The 21,196-nt window shown below is 46.6% G+C and carries 19 protein-coding genes; 8 read left to right on the top strand and 11 right to left on the bottom strand.

Annotated elements, in window-relative coordinates; genetic code table 11:
• Positions 1-205: 205 nt before the first annotated feature.
• Complete coding sequence (locus tag QU605_RS12320; RefSeq protein ID WP_289725625.1) at positions 206-754, top strand: Pycsar system effector family protein; 549 nt, start codon at positions 206-208, stop codon at positions 752-754.
• On the opposite strand, the gene QU605_RS12315 is transcribed toward QU605_RS12320, so the two are convergent.
• Positions 751-1,368, bottom strand: coding sequence for an HD domain-containing protein (locus tag QU605_RS12315; protein ID WP_289725624.1), 618 nt, complete (start codon positions 1,366-1,368; stop codon positions 751-753). The genes QU605_RS12320 and QU605_RS12315 overlap by 4 nt on opposite strands.
• 179 nt (positions 1,369-1,547) lie before the next feature.
• Positions 1,548-3,572: an adenylate/guanylate cyclase domain-containing protein gene (locus QU605_RS12310; protein WP_289725623.1), complete on the bottom strand. Its 2,025-nt coding sequence runs from the start codon at positions 3,570-3,572 to the stop codon at positions 1,548-1,550.
• 303 nt (positions 3,573-3,875) lie between these two features.
• Between QU605_RS12310 and QU605_RS12305 the strand changes: the two genes are divergently transcribed.
• Positions 3,876-4,763 carry a dienelactone hydrolase family protein gene (locus QU605_RS12305; RefSeq protein ID WP_289725622.1) on the top strand — a complete coding sequence of 296 codons (888 nt, stop codon included), beginning with the start codon at positions 3,876-3,878 and terminating at the stop codon, positions 4,761-4,763.
• Here QU605_RS12305 and QU605_RS12300 read toward each other — a convergent pair.
• Together QU605_RS12300 and QU605_RS12295 are read right to left on the bottom strand one after the other, a co-directional pair.
• Entirely contained in the window at positions 4,760-5,494 is a 735-nt protein-coding gene (locus QU605_RS12300; protein ID WP_289725621.1) for a DUF6090 family protein, read from the bottom strand. The genes QU605_RS12305 and QU605_RS12300 overlap by 4 nt on opposite strands.
• Positions 5,495-5,559: 65 nt before the next feature.
• Positions 5,560-6,306, bottom strand: coding sequence for a slipin family protein (locus QU605_RS12295; protein ID WP_289725620.1), 747 nt, complete (start codon positions 6,304-6,306; stop codon positions 5,560-5,562).
• Between the two features lie 276 nt (positions 6,307-6,582).
• Here QU605_RS12295 and QU605_RS12290 point away from each other — a divergent pair, with 276 nt between their 5' ends.
• The 5 genes from QU605_RS12290 to QU605_RS12270 all read left to right on the top strand — a co-directional run bounded on the left by QU605_RS12290 (position 6,583) and on the right by QU605_RS12270 (position 13,436).
• Positions 6,583-7,110: a hypothetical protein gene (locus QU605_RS12290; RefSeq protein ID WP_289725619.1), complete on the top strand. Its 528-nt coding sequence runs from the start codon at positions 6,583-6,585 to the stop codon at positions 7,108-7,110.
• A gap of 10 nt (positions 7,111-7,120) precedes the next feature.
• Entirely contained in the window at positions 7,121-7,489 is a 369-nt protein-coding gene (locus QU605_RS12285) for a GerW family sporulation protein (RefSeq protein WP_289725618.1), read from the top strand.
• Positions 7,490-7,870: 381 nt separating this feature from the next.
• Complete coding sequence (locus QU605_RS12280; protein ID WP_289725617.1) at positions 7,871-10,345, top strand: mechanosensitive ion channel family protein; 2,475 nt, start codon at positions 7,871-7,873, stop codon at positions 10,343-10,345.
• A gap of 73 nt (positions 10,346-10,418) precedes the next feature.
• Positions 10,419-11,000: a CDP-alcohol phosphatidyltransferase family protein gene (locus QU605_RS12275; protein WP_289725616.1), complete on the top strand. Its 582-nt coding sequence runs from the start codon at positions 10,419-10,421 to the stop codon at positions 10,998-11,000.
• A gap of 231 nt (positions 11,001-11,231) precedes the next feature.
• A complete protein-coding gene (locus tag QU605_RS12270; RefSeq protein ID WP_289725615.1) occupies positions 11,232-13,436 on the top strand; it encodes a DUF748 domain-containing protein in 2,205 nt (734 codons plus the stop codon).
• A gap of 57 nt (positions 13,437-13,493) precedes the next feature.
• On the opposite strand, the gene QU605_RS12265 is transcribed toward QU605_RS12270, so the two are convergent.
• The 3 genes from QU605_RS12265 to QU605_RS12255 form a co-directional block, all read right to left on the bottom strand.
• On the bottom strand, positions 13,494-14,525 hold the full coding sequence (locus QU605_RS12265) for a DUF4198 domain-containing protein (RefSeq protein WP_289725614.1): 1,032 nt from the start codon (positions 14,523-14,525) through the stop codon (positions 13,494-13,496).
• Positions 14,526-14,713: 188 nt separating this feature from the next.
• A complete protein-coding gene (locus QU605_RS12260; RefSeq protein ID WP_289725613.1) occupies positions 14,714-15,601 on the bottom strand; it encodes an arsenite methyltransferase in 888 nt (295 codons plus the stop codon).
• A gap of 28 nt (positions 15,602-15,629) precedes the next feature.
• Positions 15,630-15,974: an ArsR/SmtB family transcription factor gene (locus QU605_RS12255; RefSeq protein WP_289725612.1), complete on the bottom strand. Its 345-nt coding sequence runs from the start codon at positions 15,972-15,974 to the stop codon at positions 15,630-15,632.
• A gap of 324 nt (positions 15,975-16,298) precedes the next feature.
• Between QU605_RS12255 and QU605_RS12250 the strand changes: the two genes are divergently transcribed.
• Positions 16,299-17,108, top strand: a complete 810-nt coding sequence (locus QU605_RS12250; protein WP_289725611.1) for an SDR family NAD(P)-dependent oxidoreductase — start codon at positions 16,299-16,301, stop codon at positions 17,106-17,108.
• Here QU605_RS12250 and QU605_RS12245 read toward each other — a convergent pair.
• The 4 genes from QU605_RS12245 to QU605_RS12230 form a co-directional block, all read right to left on the bottom strand.
• Positions 17,081-17,959 (bottom strand): SDR family oxidoreductase, encoded by an 879-nt coding sequence (locus tag QU605_RS12245; protein WP_289725610.1) that lies wholly within the window; start codon positions 17,957-17,959, stop codon positions 17,081-17,083. The genes QU605_RS12250 and QU605_RS12245 overlap by 28 nt on opposite strands.
• Positions 17,960-18,034: 75 nt before the next feature.
• Entirely contained in the window at positions 18,035-18,706 is a 672-nt protein-coding gene (locus tag QU605_RS12240) for a lysoplasmalogenase (protein WP_289725609.1), read from the bottom strand.
• Positions 18,707-18,821: 115 nt separating this feature from the next.
• Complete coding sequence (locus tag QU605_RS12235; protein ID WP_289725608.1) at positions 18,822-19,676, bottom strand: hypothetical protein; 855 nt, start codon at positions 19,674-19,676, stop codon at positions 18,822-18,824.
• Positions 19,677-19,692: 16 nt separating this feature from the next.
• Complete coding sequence (locus QU605_RS12230; protein ID WP_289725607.1) at positions 19,693-21,189, bottom strand: RagB/SusD family nutrient uptake outer membrane protein; 1,497 nt, start codon at positions 21,187-21,189, stop codon at positions 19,693-19,695.
• Positions 21,190-21,196: the final 7 nt, after the last annotated feature.

Here is a 21,196-nt window from a genome sequence, read left to right as displayed (position 1 = left end):
TACAAAATTTTAAAACACCAATGGCGAAAAACGTTGATTTTCAGCATAAAAACGTTTAAAGGAAGCTTTGTGGGAAGTACAACAACAATTCTGCGAATTTCCGATTTTTGAGCCGCACCCCTTTTCGCGATCCGATCAATTCCCCCGGAAGCCTTCGCCACCATTTCGAATATTTATTACCTTTATGCAGAATCAACCCTGTAAAATGAGAAGAATAAAGGACCTTGAGAATTTGACGCCGGAGGAAAAGCTCATTGTATACTGGGAAACCATCGGTTATATCTATGACCTTAACAGGACCTCTGAGGTCAAGGCGGGACTGATCATTTCTTTCTACGGCCTGTTTCTGGGAGCTATATTCCAGATTGCCACAACAGTGGAAACCAGTTTTAAGTTCAGCACTTTTCTTATCGTGGTAATGGTGATTTTCATCATTTTCGTAGCTAGGTCCATCTATTACAGTTTTCAGTGTTTCCTACCCCAGATTGAGACAAAATTTGACAAGAACATGTTCTTCTTCTACGATGTCATCACCCATTACGGGGATATTCGATCTTTTTCAAAAAAATTCAATGAATTATTGGATAATGAGGATGATCTCTATGGACAGTTAGGACAACAGATTTATGTAAACTCACTGATCGCATCCAAGAAATTCGCAGACGTGAACAACTCGGTCAGAAACCTGGTTTACAGCTTTATTCCCATGTCGATAGGCGCCCTGACCATCCTGGCAACCATCTATATCCTCTAGGAAGCTTTTTTTGACTGCTGTAAAGTATTCACCTTGGCCTTAAGGCGATTCAGTGTTTGTCCTTTTCTCTCAGAGCGATTGAGCTTGGCCCAATCTGTATTAAAACGATGGTTTTCAAGAAACCCGACCTGAACATTGAGCCAGTCCGATTCGTTCTGTACGACCCCAAAATAAAGGAATTCCCGATATAGGCCTTCACTTAATTCCGGGTAGTCCTCCCGGCCGAGGTAGTCCAGATCCGCATCCGCCAGGATCTGCTCATAGAGATTCTGAGGTTTTTGAGGCACCTTAGTCGCCCGGATCATTCCATCAATTAGTGAAAGTTCATTCTCGGAATATTCCGTCAGCATTGGGCGTACCTCCAGGATACTGCGTTCCTCATGATCTTTGGGGCCAATTATATACCCGTAATCATGGGCAACCGCCGCAATGCGAATCAAATTGGCAATAGGTTCGGAGATCATATAATGATCGATGTAAAAATTACATCCATTGGCCACATCAATGGTGTGCTCAAGGCAGTGATAAGTCAGGTGCTCGGGAAGTTTTTTGGAAAGATCCTCAAGGATTCTATGGCAAACTTCCGGATACGCTTTGCGGTTATTTAAGTCCATAGGCGTTTTCGGCCTTTGTTATGATTACTCCCATAACTAAAACCGGTTCAGTTGGCTATTATTGTATTTCCCAAGCAGAAAAACCCTCTTTATATATCTTTCGTTTCGGGGGATTTTTGAAATCTTAGGGAAATATATGATTTTTTTTGGGCTGGAACCCTTAAATACCTCTGAAATTCTTAAGCGGTTACCAGTTCATCGAGGACCGCAAAATACATTTTCAGCATCTTACCGTTTTTGGCCTCAATCTCACCCCGATATGAAAACTGGTGTTTGTCTTTCAGCAATTCATATGTTGATTCAGAAACGTTGATGCGGCCGGGAACAGAACTGGACTCCATACGCGCCGCAATATTCACTGTATTTCCCCAGACATCATACGCAAATTTACGGACACCCACCACCCCGGCAACCACGGGACCCGAATTTAGTCCTATCCGGATTTTGAAAGGATAAACGCCCGAAGGTGGATTGAGTTCTGTTTCCTTAACAAAGTCCAGAATTTCTTTTGCAGCCCTGAAGGCATCTTCTGCATGGCTTGAATTGGGTGTTGGAATTCCCCCGGCACACATATAGGCATCTCCGATGGTCTTGATTTTCTCTACGTTATTACGCTCGGTGATCGCATCAAAGTTTTTGAAATAGTAGTCCACGCTTTTTACGAGCATTTCACCTGAAATACGTTCTGCAACCACACTAAAGGCCTTGAAATCGGTAAACAATACTGTAATCTGTTCAAATTCCTTCGCTTTAATAAAGCCATTCTCCTTGAGTTCATCCGCTGTTTCCTTCGGAAGGATATTGAGCAGGATCTGCTCTGATCGGTTTCGCTCAAAAGCGAGTCGCTTGTTGGTGCGCCGGATGTAGAAAAACTGAAACACAAAACCTGCGATAATGGCCAGGAACAGGCCCAAAATGATCTTAAGGAGCATTTTATCACGGGCATCTTTCTCAATTTGAATTTCATTGAGGGCATTTTCCGCTTTCAACAGATCATTTTCCTTTTCCCTCCGTTCCAAATCAAATACCGTGCGAAGTTCAGACATCTCGTTGGCATAATTTTCTCTGCGCAGGGAATCCTGGACAGCAGCGAACTCCTGCTGTGCGCGATAGGCGGACGGATAATCCCTTCTCAGGGCATAGGCTTTGGAAAGACCTTCCAGTGATTCGCTCATTTCACGCAGTAAGCCGGTTTCCCTTGCCACGTCCAGTCCTTTGCTGAAATTTTGAATTGCCAGGGACGAATTCTGCTCCTCCAGATAGGAGTTACCTAAACCGATATAAGCCTTGGCTTCCTCAGATTTTGTCCCTTTTTCGAGTGCAGAAGATAATCCCTGCTGATAATAATCCTGGGAGGATTCAAGTTGACCCATTCTAAGGTATGCCAGTCCTAAAAGATTTAAAGGTGTAGCAGGATCAATACCAACTTCACGGAAACCATCAAGGGCATCCTCCAGATAGGGAATAGAAAGTCTTGCTTTTTCCTGCTCCAGAAGGGTTTCTGATTTCTTATTGTGAATTTCAGCTTGTTTCAGAAAAACTTCTCCGATATTAACATTGGCTACAGCCAGCCCTAGGACGTAGTCTATTTCCTCAAAAAATGGGATAGATTTCCGAAAATTTTCGTTCGCCTGGTCCAAGGTCAGATCATCATTGGAATATACTGTGCCGAGATTTACAAAGGCTGTCCCAATTCGCAGAGGGTCTTGAACGACTTCCGCATTCCTTAGCGACTGCATGAAAAACTGGAGTGCTTTGGGATTATCCCCCATGGTTTGGTGAACAGAACCTATATTGTTTTGAATAGCACTTATGCCAGCGGTATCCAATTCTTTCTTATATACGGCTAGAGAACGATTGAAATAATCAAGGGCATCACCGAAATCATTTTTATCGCCATAAACCAGACCTATATTTTTGAATCCTCTTGCCTTCCCAACTTCAAAGTTGATATCCTCTGAAAGCTCAATGGCTTGTCGTGCAAGTATTATGGAAGAATCCGGATTCGAAAACCGCTGGCCTTCCGACTGGTTTAATAGGGCATTTACCTCCGTTGAGTCCGTTCGGATTTTGTTCTGCATGGGATCTGATCCCCTTTTCTCAATCTGTTCCTGGGCGGAAACAAAAATGGAAAAAAAGACCATTGAGAAAAGGATAGGAACAGTTCTGAAAACCACCCTCCGTGCTATAACCGCTTTAATCATGGTTCTAAAAATAGGAATAATTATGCAGTATGTATTCAGTTTTGATATCAATTATACCCACAAGATGGGCTTAAATCGATCCTAACCGGGTAACGCATTGTTTTAGCGTAAAAAACCAGATAATAAATACTCGAATAAATTGACTTATCTGTCGGGATTAAAAAAACCAAAACCAAGGAACATGCAATACTTACTTGCAAGTCTTAAAAACCCCGTAGCAGCAATAGATGCGATCCCCCATCCAGGCTTAAATATTTTTACTACCTTGAGAAGATCAACCCTTACCATTAATATTCCGAAATCATGAAAAAACTGAGAAAAGAAGATATTAAACAGGAAGTATTCGACCTCTACGATGCCTATGCGCACAACCAACTCAACCGCAGGCAGTTTATCGACAAGCTCTCCACCTATGCCGTGGGCGGGATTACGGTCATGTCCCTGATGAGTTTTATGATGCCGGATTACAAGAACAAGATACAGGTGCGTCAGGACGACCCCCGGGTACAGTCCGCCTATATCAATTATAATTCCGAGAATGGAGGTGGGGAGATGAAAGCGCTCTTTGCCCGACCAACAGGGGTGGAAGGCGACTTGCCAGGTATTGTTGTGGTCCACGAGAACCGGGGCCTGAACCCCTATATCGAAGACGTTTGCCGGCGGGCGGCCCTGGCCGGTTTTGTGGCCCTGGCCCCCGATGCGCTGACCCCCCTTGGGGGCTATCCCGGCAATGACGACGAGGGGCGGACCATGCAGCGTGAACGGGACCGCAATGAAATGCTCGAAGACTTTATCGCTGCCTTCGTCCACCTGAAAAACCAGGGGGGTTGTTCCGGAAAAGTAGGGGTTGTCGGATTTTGTTTTGGGGGGTGGATCTCCAACATGATGGCGGTACGGATCCCTGGACTCGGAGCTGCCGTTCCGTTTTACGGGAGCCAGCCTCCTACAGAACTGGTTCCGCAAATTCAGGCGCCCCTGATGCTGCATTACGCCGGATTGGATGAGCGCGTCAATGCCGGGTGGCCGGAGTACGAGGCTGCCCTGAAGGCCAATGGAAAGGAGTATCAGGCGTTCTTTTATCCCGATAAAAACCATGGTTTTCACAACGATACTACCCCGCGGTACGATAAAGAGGCTGCAGAACTCGCATGGAGCAGGACCACTGATTTCTTTAAGGATAAACTCGCTTAGTCCGTTTCTTTTTCAAGATTTTGGATTTCCGAAATCACTTCTGAATGAAGTGACGTCCATGCAGGCTTTAATTGCGCATAGGATTCATTGAGTAACTCAGCCGTGATGGCCCTGTCAAAAAGGTGGTTTAGAAATACCCTTTTACTGAGTAATTGTTCTTTTTCAAAGGCTGTTCGGGGATCGTCGAGCATCAGGATGTGCTGGTTCAGGTAATCGATCGTTTTCGAAAAGGAATCCTTGACATCAACCTCAACTTCCCGGACCAATTTCAGGTCGGCATCCCAGGTGGCCATGGCCCTGCGGATGGTGTCGTTTCGGATCACTTCCAGATCGCCACTTCCCAACAGATCTTCAATAGTTCCTTGTCGGGTCATGTGCTTGGTGTATCCCAAAAGACCGTCCATCAGGGAATTCAGACTTCCCGAAGGCAACGCTGAGAGCCCCTCGGAACCCAGGGCGAGCAGGGAATCGCTGGACTGGATGATATTGTTCGACTTCTCCAGTACCCGATCCAGTTCCGTCAGGTTCCGCTCCAGATCCTGCTGAAAACTCTGAAGATAGGTAAGCTCCTTAGCCCGGTCTTCCCGATATTCCTTTTGCTCATTCAGGTAGAGGGCAATCAGTATGCCAAGGACGACCAGTACAATTTCTCCGAAAGCATAGAGGAGGTATCTGATGAAGCGTTGGCCTTTCATCTGTTCCATTCGAATTTTCCGAAAGATGCGAAACAATGGATCGAGGTTTGAGCTCTTAAAATACGAAATTTTCCCCTCGTTCCGTAAACTCTTCCTCTGCCCTACTCGGTTTTGCCTTTGGTGTTCCTGGGGAGCACTTCCTCGGGAAAGGGAAATAAAATGGTGGAATTTTTCTCCGCAGCAATATTCGATAGCGTTTGATACAGCCTCAGTTTAATGGCGGAGGGCGACTGGTCGATCATTTTACCCGCGGAGAGCAATGCGGTGGCGGCTTGTTCCTCTGCCTGGGCCAGGATGATCCGAGCCCTCCTGGAGCGCTCTGCCTCTGCCTGGTTGGCCATCATCCGACGCATATTCTCAGGCAACTGAATGTCCTTAATCTTTACATCGATGATATCAATGCCCCAGTCGCTGGTTTCATGCTCCACGATCGATTTGATATTCTTCCCCATTTCTTCCCGCTTGGAAAGGATCGTATCCAACTCCACCTTACCACATACGTCCCTCAGGGCAGCCTGCGAGAGTTGTGTGATCGCAAAATTGTATTCCTCTACTTCAAGGACTGCCTTCTCTGCATTGCTGATCTTAAAGAATACCACGCCATCGATGCTACAGGGCACATTGTCCTCGGTCATCACTTCCTGAGAGATAATGTTGATGGTAATCACCCGGATGTCCACTTTTTGGATCGTTTCCACCACAGGGATGATCCAGCGGAACCCGGGATTGAGGGTCTTCACGTATTTCCCGAAACGAAATTTCAGGGCGCGTTTGTATTCATAGACAATTCGGATACCCGAAAAAAATAGAAGGAGCAGAAGCATTCCGAAAATAAATAGTGGGTTCATAGGATTGAGTTTTAGGATTTAGTTGAAATTCTTAACAATGAGATTCGGGAGTATCCCGGTTATCATGGCCTGCGCGGGCCAAAAAGCCTTTTATTCGCATATGAGACCAAACCGTATGGTCTCATCCATCCATTGAAAAGATACGCTTCCTGATCATAGAAGCACATGACAAAGGTCACTTCTCAGGTGTATTGATGCATGAAGGGTATGGAAGGGACCTGAAATCAGGCTGCAATTGATACAGGTCATTTCAAGATTTGCCGGAACACCCTTCCTTTGAACATCGCTAAGGACATTAGTATGGTTTGGGCTGTCATTATAGTCTCTGTGCTCGGCTTTCTCGCCTACCTGCTCTTTATGCCGCTGGAGTTGTGCCTGGACACATACCGGGACAGATATCATCTCCGCATTGGAGTTTTGGGAAGGGCAGCCGTGGAAAAGGATGCTGTCGAAATCTTTCGCATTCATCTGAAGGTACTGTTTATGGACTTTTACTGGCGACCCTCAGACCTCAGCGCGCTGAAAAGCCGGACAAAAAAAAGAACGTCAAGACCAAAAAAGGGAAAGGGACCGGACCTTCGCAGTGCGAAATGGATTCGATTGGTTCGGACATTCGAAATAAAACAATTTCAGATGGAACTCGATACCGGAGATCCGATTACCAATGCCCGACTCTATCCGGTTTGTAGTATACTGAAGCCCTGGGGTGGAGACATTCAGGTTAATTTCCGCAACCGGAACCATCTATTGCTGAAAATCGTAAACCGACCTATTTATTTTCTTAACGCAATTATTAATCATTAAATCAAACATCATGGACTTACATTTTGAAGAAGTTTTGGAAAAAATCACAGAATTTATGAAGTCAGAGGCCAATACGGAGACCGTAGTGGGCAAACCCTTTGAATTGGGAGAATTTACCTGTGTCCCCGTTATCAAATTGGGCATGGGATTTGGATCAGGAGGTGGAGAAGGTACGGAAGTTAAAAAAGGAAAAGGTCAGGGTGCCGGAGCAGGTGCTGGTATGGGTATTGAGCCCATCGGTTTTCTGGTTACCAAAGGAGACCACATATCATTCCTGCAGGCGGGCAAAACCAGTGGTCTGGCAGCCGCTTTTGAAAAGGTGCCCGATCTGATTGAAAAACTGGCGAAAACTAAAATGACCGAGAGCGTCCCTGTTTAAAAACACTTTGTGGAAGGTCAGAAAGCGCATCCTGTAGATGCGCTTTTGTTTTTTAGTACCTTCCCTGTAGCTCAAACAGACCTGCGCAAACCAAATTTGGAGCTGGGGGGCAATCGGAAATTTGCAGGCCACTGAACCAGGGAAATACCCCAATCAGGTCCGCCTGGTTTTTAGACAGAATGAATACATGTATTCCACTGAAACCACAGGTCCTATGAGAGCATCTTGCGAAATAATTCCATGGAGCAGGTCATAGCTGTTATCTCCAGGCTATTTACCTTTGTAATATTGTAGTACTTTTAGATTCCGGAAGGAGACCATCTGAAACCATCCCGGTAGCGGATTTCCACTCCTGCAGCTGAGTTAAACATTTGAAAAATTATGATTAGCCGACTTTACCGTTACCCCGTATTGGTACTGTTCTTCTTGTGCCTGCCAATAGCCTCCTTTGCATTTCAAACCGACAATGCCATTACTCAGGATTCCACATTAGAGAAGAAGGTCGAAGCCATTTCCGTTGTTCGGATCGTTACTGAAATAGAGGATCTTAAGTCTGTCATCCAGGTGAACTCCAAAAGAATTCAGCCGGGAAAACGTTTAAAACGCATTGATTCCCTGTATCTGCCTGCAAATGATTTTATTAAAGAAAGGGAGGAGTCATCCAGAGAGTTTATTACCCTAAATCCCAATCGGCCTAAAATAGATAACCTGATTAAAAAATGGGAAGAATATATCGTACAACTGTCCGGTTGGGAATCCGAAATCATGACCTATGTTGACCGGAACATGCGGCTTCTGGAAAGTTTTAAATCGGAAACAAAGGTTTGGGAACTCACCTATGAAAAGGCAAAAGAGCAGGGTGTTCCCAGGGAACTCCTCAGCAATATTGAGGGCGTGCTCAAAGAACTCAATGAGATCGTTGAAGAGACAAAAGTTTACAATTACAATTACCTGAGACTCCAGACACGCATTAACAGATTGCTGGAAACCTCCAACGAGGTATTGACGCTTTTGTACGAAAAGAAAGGGTCAGAAACCTACGACCTTTTCTACCAGAGGCACCCTCCCATCTGGACCATCTCTTTTGGTCCGAATTCTGCGGAAGATAAATCGGGGATAGATGATGAGGATTTTTCTGACTATTCTTCCAGGATCTCGGAGATGCTTCAAACCCATAAGGCGAAACTATTCCTGCTCCTATTCCTGTCTGTACTCCTGACAGTTTTTATTTATTATCTGAAAAAACGGGTTTCCGAAGCCATTGGAGAGGAAGAGGCCTCAAAGACGGGCTCGGAGTCTTATCTGATCTACACGATGACGGGGGTAGTCCTGGCTTTCCTGTTATTTTTTATCACAAAACTTCAATTTGTGTCAGGTACCCGGAACCTCGGGGACTTCCTGAATCTGGTTTTACTTACGTTGTCCATCTTCCTAATCCTGCATCGGCTGCCGCGACGCTTTAAACCGCTTCTTTTCTTCGCACTGCTTTTTATGATTTTGGATGCCGTTAAGACGTATGTATGGTTTTATTCGGGTCACTACAGAATCTATATGATTTTTGAGGCGTTATTGATGATTGGTGGGCTGTATTATTTTACACACCCCTACCTTAAAACGCGTCATGAGATGCAGTCCAATATCGGTAAATTCATGATCCGGCTGGTTCCCGTCGTGTATTTGCTTTGTGTAGGATCAGTCATCGCCAATATCCTTGGATATACCAACCTGGCCGATTTAAGCTTAAAGGTCTGCACACAATCGGGCATCATGGTCATAGTTGTATATGCCCTGTTGCTGGTCCTTGAGAGTATTGTAATAAGCTGGCTGAAACAGCGCTTCAAGAGATCTGAGAGTCCAAACCTGATTAAACTTGCCTTCCTTAAACGGAGAACGATGCAATTCCTCCGTGTTGCGGTAACGGTATTGTTTTCAATCTCCTTCCTGAAAATCATCGATCAATGGCGCAACATTTCAGATTTCTTCAGCAGCCTGATGACCGAACCCTATAAAGTTGGGAATCTGACCTTTACCCTGGAGGCTGTTTTAATGTTCCTGTTGGTTTTGATTCTTTCTTATTTTATTTCCAAATTGATCGCCTTCCTGATTGGGGACTCTTACGGAGCCCTGAGCTTTCTCAGGCTGCCCAAAGGCGTCCCTGCAGCTATTTCTCTGGTACTGCGTTACCTGGTAGTCGTATTTGGTATTATCCTCGCATTGTCCTACCTCGAGGTGGATCTCAGCAAATTCAATCTGATGGCAGGAGCCCTCGGACTGGGTATTGGTTTTGGACTTCAGAACGTTATTTCAAATTTTGTATCAGGACTCATCCTCGTGTTCGAAAGACCCATCCTCCCCGGGGATACCATTGAAGTAAACAACCTGTTTGGGAAAGTCCAGAAAATAGGCATCCGATCCTCCAACATTTCCACCTACGACGGAGCCGAGGTTGTGGTGCCCAACAACAACCTGATCTCAAATGACCTGATAAACTGGACGCTCTCCGACAGTATCAAAAGGGTGGAAATACTCATTGGGACCACCTACGATGCAGATCCGAATGAGGTTCTGAGTGTTTTGAGGGATTGCGCCCTAAAATTCGACTATGTGATTACGGAGAAAGAGCCGATGGTCCTTTTTACCGGGTTTGGCGATAGCTCCCTGGATTTCAGGTTATTGTTTTGGGTCCCTTTCGATATGGGACTCAGGGCAAAGAGTGATGTGAACGTCGAAATCTTTAATCAATTCAGTGCCCACGGTATTAAAATACCCTTTCCCCAAAGGGATGTCTTTATCAAAAATTTGCCGGAGAATTCCGATGAGGATACGCTGGGCATTTCGGAGCGTGAAACCGAATAAATTCCAGGTGTGACCTTTATCATTTCCCGACACTTCTGAGGATGCTACATTTACGGTAGATTTCCCAGGGGTCATGAGAAATTTTTTCAAAGAATTCAATATCGCTGACTGGTTTTCGTTCTACCGAATTCTGGCCGCACCTTTTTTGATCCTCTTCCTGGCCCTTGGGATGCGCTATTGGTTTGCCTTCTTTCTTCTGATCAGTTACACTACAGACGCCGTCGACGGATATCTGGCACGGAAGCTTAAGATCAGCAGTTCCAGGGGATCCCAACTCGATTCGCTGGGGGATCAACTCACTCTGATCGTCGGGTTATCAGGACTCCTTCTTTTTGAAACCAATTTTATCCGGGAAAACCTCCTCCTTATTGGCCTGGCCTTTATTCCATACCTTATACAAATGGCCATCGCCTTTCGCAAATACGGAAAGACCACCGCATTCCACACCTATCTCGCCAAGGGTTCGGCAGTGCTTCAGGCTGTATTTATCGTCTGGACACTTTTTTTCGGTCCGATCTACTGGCTCTTCTATCTGATGATTCTGGCGGGCATCCTGGAGACCCTTGAAGAAATCTGCCTCATCTTTATGTACGATACCTGGGTTTCGGATGTTAAGGGCTTTTTTTGGGCCTTAAAAGACCCGAGACGCAAATAGTCTTCACTCCAGTGACTCAGATTTGAGAACATTTGCCGAAATGTCACAAAAAGATCAGGTCGCTTCAAGTACAAAAAACACCAATTCCCTATATTTACTAGTTTCCAAATGTAAATGGGCAGACTTCCCTCTAAACCCCACAGGTAGGGGGTTAAAGGAAGACAGGAATTAGCAACCCACTTGTTATTGCATTTTGAAGTCCATTCTTTAAAAATCAGATAACTCAATTACATGGCCTCTAAACGCAAAATTCTCAAATACACGGGTATCGGGTTGCTGGCACTTATTGTACTCACCCTGATATTCCTGCCGGTCCTGATAAAAAATTATACAATCAGGAATAGCAAGGAACTCCTCGGGCGTCAAATCGATATTGGAAAACTCAAGTTTAACTATTTTACGAGTACGGCCACGGTTTACGACTTCAAAATGTACGAGGCGAATGAGCAGGACGTCTTTACTTCTTTTGATACGCTGATAGTCAATACCGTACCCTATAAATACCTGGGAAACATCAAGGCACTGGATCAGTTTTATTTAGAGGGGCTCACTGTGAACATTGCAAAAGACGGGGATGCGTATAACTTCGACGACCTTATCGCCTTTTATACGGCCGGGGACAGCACTGTGGCAGAATCCGAGGCGGAAGAAGAATTCAAATATATCCTCGAAAACCTGGAGCTGAAAAATGGAAGGGTCAATTTCTACGACGCCGAAGTAGATCAGACCACTGAAATTACGGATTTAGACCTTTTGGTCCCTATCATTATGTGGGACCAGCAAAATGACAGTGAGGCGGGAATCACCTTTAATCTGGGCCCCTATGGAACGGTTACATCCAAAACCGGCGTAAACCCGGGAACGGGTGACTTCCTGAGCAATGTTACAGTTTCCGGTCTCCAGCTGAATGCCTTTAATAAATACGCCGCAGCTTATGCTGAAATCAGCGAACTGGGAGGTACAGTCAATGCGGAACTCGTACTTAAGGGAAATATCGATACTCCTATGGAAACGCTGCTGTCAGGGGAGGTCAATGCGGTACAACCCCTAATGAAGGATAATGGCAATACTACCTTTTTGTCCAGTGAAAGTATCCGTTGTGTCCTGGACGAGATCAACTATTCGGGGAATTCTTACCGCATCGGGGAACTGGCCTTTGAACAGCCTTATCTGAAGTTTGAACTCGATTCCGTTTCCAACAACCTATTTCGCATTTTTAAACTGGATGAAGAAGTATCAGATTTAACCACAGTTGAGCCGTCAGCCACCGCGGATAGTACCGCGCTTTACTACGCAGTCCAGAACCTGAAGGTCAATCAGGGTAAAATGGACTATACAGACAATCTGACCGGCCAGCCCTTTGACTACGGACTCAGCCAGATCGAAATCGATGCAGACAGCATCTATAGCGATAGTGAATGGACAGATATTTTAGCTACCATGCTTTTGAACGAGCGGGGTAAACTCAAGGCGGAGATTGGTTATAACCCCCAGGATCCAACCTATGCGGACATCGATATTGGCATAGAGGAGTTTGTACTTTCCGACCTGAATATCTATTCGAGTTATTACACCGGGCATTCCATCCTAAATGGGGATATGTTTTACTTTTCAGACACAAAAATCACAGGTGGACAATTGGAAAGTGAAAACAATCTTTTGATCAAAAATGTAAGTGTTGAAAACATAAAAGGCGGGCTTTTTGCAATCCCATTAAAGCTTGCGGTATGGCTGTTGAAGGACAAGAACGGGGATATCGAACTCGACGTTCCCGTACGCGGGGATATGAACGATCCGGAAGTGGACACCTGGGCACTTATCGGTGCTACGCTAAAAAAGAAAATCTTCGACACCACGGACAATCCCGTTCTACCGCTGGCACGGTTTATAGATGCAGACCCTGACGACCTTAGAAGCCTTGCATTGCAATACCCCGATACTGCCCTTACCGAAAATCACATGCGACAACTAGACCTCATCCTTGAACTGGAAAGGCAAAAAGAAGGATTGTCTGTTGAAATCAATTTTGTGGGTGAGGATTCCCTTAAAACCATTATGGCAACGTCTGAACTCAGTCAGGGCTTTATGCAGGAAACCAAAAAAGACTCCATAGAAAACCGGGAAGCCTTTGAAAAGTATATTTCTCAACAGGCAGGCTCCGACAGCCTGGGATTGGATGGATCGCTAATGCAGTACGCCGCTGCCAAGGGTCTTGATTCGCTCGCTTCTGGGTATATGAATACCATGATCCGCAAAGTCGATTCCTATTTAAAGGCTCAAGAACCGAGCACAGAAATCGTTGTACAGAAGGCCAAGGTGAGCGACAAGGAAAACGTAGAGGCCGCACCCGAATTCAGGATGAAGTATAGCCTGAAGGAACCTGATGAGCAGGAAGCTCCGTCCGGGGATACGGTGACCTCCAAACCTGAAGAATAGCATATTTATTGCCTGGGTCCAAGGGTTGGAGCCCTCCACTGAAATCTGAATCCCCTTTCAGCCTTTTTTTCGCCTGAAAATAAAATAGAGTACTGCCAGAATCAAAACCCCGCCCAACCCATACCAATAGGCAGGCGTGGTATCCTGAATTCCGTTATCCCCTGATGCCGCAGGATCATTTCCACTTTCGGCTTCCACCCCGGTTGTATGGGTATGGGCGTGCCCCTCCCCCACACCAAAAGTGAGGGTGGCCCAATTGGATTCGTGGGTGAGTCCCGGAACTTCAGAAGCGACCAGGTGGATCGTCCGAAGGTACCAGGTGCCTTTGGCCGGCAGAAAAACCTGAGCGATGCCTTCCTCATTTGTCCTGACCTGTGTACCCCCGGTATGGCTGTGGTCTGCCTCAGAATCGTGGTCGTGGTCATGGTCTTGTCCTTCCTCGTGGGTATGCCCCTGCGCATCTGCGCCATTGCCCTCAAAACCTACGTAGACCAGCTGGTTAGCCAGAGGCTGCCCACCGAGCAGGAGTTTTACCCCGAGGGTATGGCCCGGATGGAGGTCATAGGGATTTTCAAGGGGGACAAATTCGATGGGATACCCAAGGACCGTAGCCCAGTCTTCGGATGTTTTATCACCTACCTGGAAAATGGCTTTAACGTGTTTGGAGTACTTCTCGACAGCCGGCTCATCCATGGCGTTGTTTTCACGTCGCCATTCCAGCATGTCCAGCACTCCGTCGTGCTCCAGGTAGTTGTTGAAATCCCCGGCGCTCATTTCGATATTCCGGGGTGCAGTAGATACCCCGGCAACCCAGGTTCCTGCATCCCCTGTGGTAAAGTTCAGCACTGTGATGCTGTCCCGGTCGCTCCACTGAGATGTTTCCACAGCAACCCGCCTTCCCTGGCCTGCAAGGCTCACATCCAGCATGCGATCCGTGGTAATGACATTTTCACTTTTATTAAAGGTACCGTTGTAGAGGTGCAGTTCCACTGGAGTCGCCGGGGGCAGAAAATAGGAATCCAGCTTCAGGTACATGTCATGGCCTGATAGGAGGACCAGTAATCCGAGTAAGAGCAGTTTTTTTCGCATTTGTGAAAAGGTATTTAAATAGACCTTTAAGTACCTAATTATTCAGCATAATTCCAACACCAATTGGACAGGATGAAAAAATAAAAACGGGGAATCAAAAAGCAATCTTTTCGTTTCCCCGTCAACTGGGTACTTCTAATCCCTAAGGCAGTTCACAGGCCACACCTGGACCCGGCAGAGGGGTTGTTTCAGCAACACCCACTACCCGGATCGCAATCGTTCGCGGACTGTATCTCCGATAGGCTGATGCGTTCCTTTCCAGGGTTACCTCCCGGCCTTTGTGCAAATACAGTTATGCTAAATATTCCGGTACCACCCTTGTTGAAGTCTGCTACCTCATCTTTTGTAAGGTATTTTTCAAGGATATCCCCGGGAATGGCAATGGGCTTCTCTTTTTGTATTTGAATGTCTTCAAAGCCTTGCTCTTCGATCAGATGCAGGTATTCAGATTTCTGAATGGCGCCTGCAACACATCCTGCATACATTTCGGCATCCTCCTTCAGGGCCGGCGGGAGGGTCCCCACCAGTACAATGTCGGAAATACTGAAATGTCCGCCCGGCTTGAGGACTCGAAAAATCTCACCGATCACTTTTTTCTTGTTCGGGACCAAATTCAGGACACAATTGCTAACGATTACATCCGCGACCGCATCGTTAACCGGCATGTTGTCGATATCACCCTCTCTGAACTCTACATTGTTATAACCTAATTTCTCCGCATTGCTTCGGGCTTTTTCAATCATGATCGGTGTAAAATCAATACCGATTACCTTTCCTTCCACCCCGGTTTCATGACGTGCGACAAAACAGTCGTTTCCGGCTCCCGAACCCAGATCGATTACGGTGTCCCCCTTTTGGATTTGGGCAAACTGGGTCGGAAGACCACAGCCAAGTCCTAAATCAGCGTCCTCGACATAGCCATCGGTATCCGTATAATCATCCATCATAATATTATACACCTTGTTGGAAGGGGTCGTCGCCCCACAGCAGGAAGAAGCATTTTCAACCTTGCCTTGCCGGGCGATTTTCGCATATCGCTCACGCACCAAATCTTTTAATTCACTTTCGTTTTTCATCGTTGTTGTTTTTATACTACGCTTGGTTTTATTTACAGATCGAATGGCTGGCATCCAAAGTTGCCTGGTCTATATTCAGGAATGCATTCAAAACTTCTTTCATATCCCGCCAGTTGTCATGGTCAATACAATAACATACCCTGGCCCCATCTACATTTCCCTTTATTAAACCCAGATTCTTCAGCTCCTTGAGATGCTGGGAAATTGTCGGTTGCGCCAAACCGATTTCCTGCACAAGGTCTCCGCATACACAGGCATTCAGTTTAAACAAGTGCTCTAAGATGGCTACGCGCGCCGGATGGCCCAATCCTTTTGCAAAGGATGCGATCTGGTTCTGGTGGTCGGAAAAAATTTCAGTTTTGGTTGTGCCCATCGGATTCTCTCTAATTCTATCGCAATATTACGATTATTATTTAATACGGCATCTGACTTAAGCAAATATTTTTATGCCGTCGCCAAAATTCGTTCGGCATTGAGGAGAAATGGCCAGGTCATTCCAAGGTCATTTTTGATGGGAAATATAGGACCATACTCAGAATGAAATGTGTTATGAAGGAAATATCAATCGTGAAAACGAAGAGTACATTGAATTAATATGCCCAGGGCCGTTGTAATAGAGCAGCTATACCACGGTTTGTTTTCTAAATCACTATCTTGGAGATTAAGTCGTTGAGATTCAACGGATTTTTTATTGCGTATGGAATCAAAACATGAGTACGCCCTCATTACAGGAGCCAGTCTGGGCATTGGCCGTGAAATAGCCAAAGAGTTTGCCCAAAGGAAGATCAATACCCTGCTGGTGGCATTGGACACTCCCGAGTTATACCAAATCCAAAAGGACCTCCGGGAGGATTTCCACATCCGGGCGGAGACCTACCCCGCAGACCTTACGGATCCCGCCTGCGCCATTGCGATTCATCAGTGGTGCAAAGAGAATGACTTTGTTGTGAAATACCTCATAAACAACGCGGGCATAGGTGAAAGTGGCTTTCTGGAAGATATAGCCCTTAAACGGTATTGCCAGATGATCGATTTGAATACCAAGGCCTATATCGCCCTGACCCATCAATTCCTTCCGGACCTCAAAAAGCTGGGGGAGGCCTACATCATGAATACCAGCAGCATGGAAGCTACCCTTCCTTTGCCCTACAAAGCGGTTTACACAGGAACCAAAAACTTTATATATGCGTTCTCCCTTGCCCTGAACCAGGAAGTCCGGAGGTATGGCGTCAGGGTAAGCGTCCTATGCCCGGGGCCCGTACTCACCAATGAAGAGGGCCTGAAACGGATAGAAGCCCAGGGAAAAAAGGCCAGGATGATGATGCTATACCCAGACCAGGTAGCCAGCTACGCCATAAAAAATTTACTCGGCGGCAGGTTGGTCATCAATCCGGGCAGGATGAACCGCTGGATCAACCGACTGCAAAGACTTATCCCAATGCACCTTAAAATGCGGATTCTCGAACAGATGTTCAGGTCCTATACCCGGGTAAGCCCCTCAAAGTAATCCTGTATGCCGCAGAGGGATTCTGAGATATCCCATAGCCTGGCCGCATCTTCCTTTTGATAAGAACCTGGAGAGGAGGGCTTGGGACAGCATTTATCCCAGTATTTCCCGCTTTGACCCTTTACACCTTCTTCCGATGCCAGATATACCGAGGTAGCAGCCCCTGCCGCAGGACTAAGCCCTCCCAGTCTTCGGATTTTCCAGGCCAGGGCGTGAAACGAAATAGTGTGTTTTAGTCCAATATCTGTGTTTACCCGTCCGGGCTGTACACAATTGACACTGATATTTTCCAAACCTTTTTCTTTCAGCCTCCGGTCCAGTTCATAGACGAACATGACATTGGCAAGCTTAGACTGGGCATAAGCCCGAAGTCCGTGATAGTTGTTTTTTAGGGAAACATCCTCGAAATGCAATTTGCCGTGAAAGTGCGAATCCGAACCCACACAAATGATGCGGGCATCCCGGGCTTTGGCCAGGGCCCCCAGTAATTCCCGTGTCAGGAGGAAATAGGCGAGGTGATTCACGGCGAATTGCCGCTCGATCCCGTCTTCGGTCAATTCCAGTTTGGAAAACCAGGTACCCGCATTATTGACCAGGACATCAATGGTACCAAAATCCCGGAGGATCTCATCGGCTGCCCCGCGAATGGATTTCGTGGAACTCAGGTCGGCCAGTACATAGCCTATTTTGCTGTCAGGGGCATGGGCCTTTAGGGAATCCACGGCGGTCTGAGCTTTTTCCAGGTTGCGACTGACGATAATCACGCTGGCACCTGCTTCCGCCAGGGCGCGGGCAGTCTCATAACCAATACCGGCATTACCCCCGGTTACCACGCAATTTTTCCCCTTCATAGCATCCTGTATTTGACACGTAATTTTAAATAACAGCAGGGAAGGTAGGAAAATGAATTCAAAATCGCTTCGACTTTAAGTTACAGCCCCCGGCGACTGAAATCGCTGCCAGATGGACCATGTAATCACTATATGGGCCAGGTAGTAGGTGGGCAAGACCAGGAAATCCCATCGGTCGTTGGCCATGAATTCGGCAATGGCAATGAGCGTATCCGAAAACAGGATCAACACAATCCCAAAGACATACCACCTTTTTGCCCATCCTGACAGACGAATGCCCCAGGCGGTACCCAGGGAAAAACAGGAAACAAAAAGATAGGCCAGGGCCGCCCATAGCAACACCACGTCCGAAATAGCCGGATACAGGGAGGTAAAGAAAAAAATAAGATAGCCCCCGCAAAACAAGGCGGTAACGCCCCAGTGAATTTTACCCTGATACAGGGAGTAGTTCAAATACCCGATATGCGCCAGGAGGAAAAAGAAAATTCCGTAGACAAATCGCATGGTGTCCCCATCCCGGGTGGAGAGGAAAAAATCCCCTACAATAGAGAACACAAAGGCCCCTATGAGCATCCATAGATCGGGGGTTCCAAATCGCTTTTTGGAAGAAAACAAAAGGAGGATCAGCGCTCCGATTCCGGCTGAACCGGATTTAAAAAGAAACTCACCATTGCTAAGGGCCAGGAGTGAGGACACTACCTGAAGTCCGAGCAGGGCATAGATTAGCTCACGAAATTTAGGGTTCATGGCGGGTCGTTTAAAAAGGTTATTTCAACCAAATATAGCCCAAAACCCATGGGGAAGGTACACCTCTGGCACTTCCCGATGTTAGAAGCATTAAACCTGTCTGAAAGACAACAACTTAAATCTTTGTAAGCGTAATGGACGCATTGGTTTCGGCAGCGCAACTTCTACCTCCCTCATCATCCACAAAGTCGATGACCAGGATGGAATCATCATCAGCCTCGTAGCCTCCCGCAGTATTTGAAGGTCCCAGGTTTGTATTGATCGTGCATCCAATGCCCATATCCTGTCCGGACGCAACAAGGACCGTACCGCATACCAGGGTAAAATTAAAGGTGACAGGGCCAAAAGTCCCCAGTTCAGGATAGACGAATTCTGAGGTGAATTTCCGGGCATCACTGCTGGAATCCCCTTGCTCCAGGGTAACCACGGCTTGCCCAAAAACCACCGAACCAAAAATACCCGGGGCAGTCGTCGTCAGCTGATATTCTCCAATAAAGAAGTCGGATGGGACCGGGCAAACCTGAAACAGATTCACAGTAGTCCTGCGGAAAACATCTAAACTGGCATCAGAAGTGCCGGAGATGTCCGTGATTTCTAAGGTAACCGTCCTGGTCTCCCCGATCTCAATTCCATTGTCAATGCCGGTAAAGGAAAGAGTCCCCCGGTAGGAATTTGCCGGTATGGTAACCGAGTTTCCAACACTGTATTGTTCGGGCGTCGCTTCATTCTCAGCTCCCGTGGCAACCACATCGACTGTAATGGTGCGCTCCGTTTCCGAGATTGTATTGACCTGAACCGGAATTTCGATTTCGGCACTGGAGTCAAAAACGACAGGCAATTCAACAATTGAACTGGCAAACCTCACATAGGTCTGTCCATTTATATCGTCAAACTCGGCAACCTCTTCCTCGCATGAAGTCAGGATCAGTACCCCCAGGCTCAAACAAAGAATTTGTAAACACTTCCTCATTTTAATCGTTTTTATATTAATATCCAGGATTTTGTTGTTCACGAAGACCTGGGTTCGCATTAAACTCAACAATAGGGAGTGGTAATGTAAACCTGAAGTCATCTGCTGAAAGCGTACATGCACCATTAAACGCACAATCGATCGGGTCCTTTAAGACTCCCTGATTCGCTCGAACCCCCAAACGCTTGAGATCAAAATATCTGTGCCCCTCAAATGCCAGCTCAACTCTGCGCTCATCCAGAATAGCGGCATAAGCCTGGGTCTGTGAAGAGAAACTTGGAGCTGTAGTCGCTTCCCCGAAGCGGGCATCCCTGATTTCTTTGATTAAGCCAGCAGCAACGTCAAGGTTACCCTGGGCTACAGCAGCTTCGGCACGGATCAGGTACATCTCTGAAGCCCTGAATATTTTCAGGTCGTTCATTAAAGGCTGACCTTCAGAACCGGGGTACTTCTGAATCACAATAATATCCGTGGCCGGGTCTTGATTTTCTTCATAATCCGGATCGATTATACTAGAAGGGGCTACATTGACCTCGTATCGCACGTCATTTGGATCAATGATATTAAACAATGATCGGCCCATCTCGAAATACGGTGATCCGGCAAGCGTGGCATCCACAAATGCAAAACGAGCTCCAGCCCATCCTCCGGCCGCAGGGCTGCCTGTAGCCCCCTGTCCGTCATAGTTGTCATTATTAGTACGCTCCAGCTTAAAGATAACCTCACCATCGGACTCATCGAGGAACATTGCCTCGTATTCTGCCCGGTTAGCCAGCGGATACTTACTGATCAGCTGTTGGCTCAGCGTTGCAGCCAGCGCGTAATTCTCACGGTAGGCTGCAATACGTGCTCTCAGCGCAGTAATGAAATCCTTGTTGATTCGCGTCCTGTTGGAAGTATCATCCGACAACAACCCATTGGCCCGACTAAGGTCTGACTGGATCAGTTCAAAAGTCTCCCCATTCGTATTCCGCAGCAACTGCTGGTCAATGGTCGGAACAAAATCCAGGTTAATTACACTAAGGGCACTGTTATCTGTATAGTCCGTACTAAAGTAGGATAAGAGAATAAAGTGACCCCAGGCTCTTAAGGCATAAGCCTCTCCCAAAACCTTATCGTAAAGCTCCGGATCCTCTGCAATTAAATCTGGATCGAGGTTCTCAGCTGCTTCGATCAACCGTGTGGCTGCATTTAGCTGTTGATATCCATCGGTCCAAAAGGTAAAGGGGGCCGTACTTCCCGCATTCAGCACGAATCCGTAATCTGCCAGTCCCTGACCACCATTATCAAAACCGATGGAGAGTTCATCTGTAAAAATGGACTGAAACGCAATATCGGTTGAAATATCGTAGTTGTCGTAAACTCCGAACAAGCCAGCCTGCAAATCATTCACAGAACTAAAAGCGGCTTCCGCATCAAGACGTCCGGGCTGATCGATTTCAATGGCGTCATTACAGGAAACAAAACCTGCAATAGCCCCGATTGTCAGCATTATATTTTTTAAATTCTTCATCGCTCTG

The sequence above is a fragment of the Robiginitalea aurantiaca genome (genome assembly GCF_030380815.1).
GTDB lineage: Bacteria > Bacteroidota > Bacteroidia > Flavobacteriales > Flavobacteriaceae > Robiginitalea > Robiginitalea aurantiaca.
This window is presented reverse-complemented; position numbering and strand designations above follow the sequence as displayed.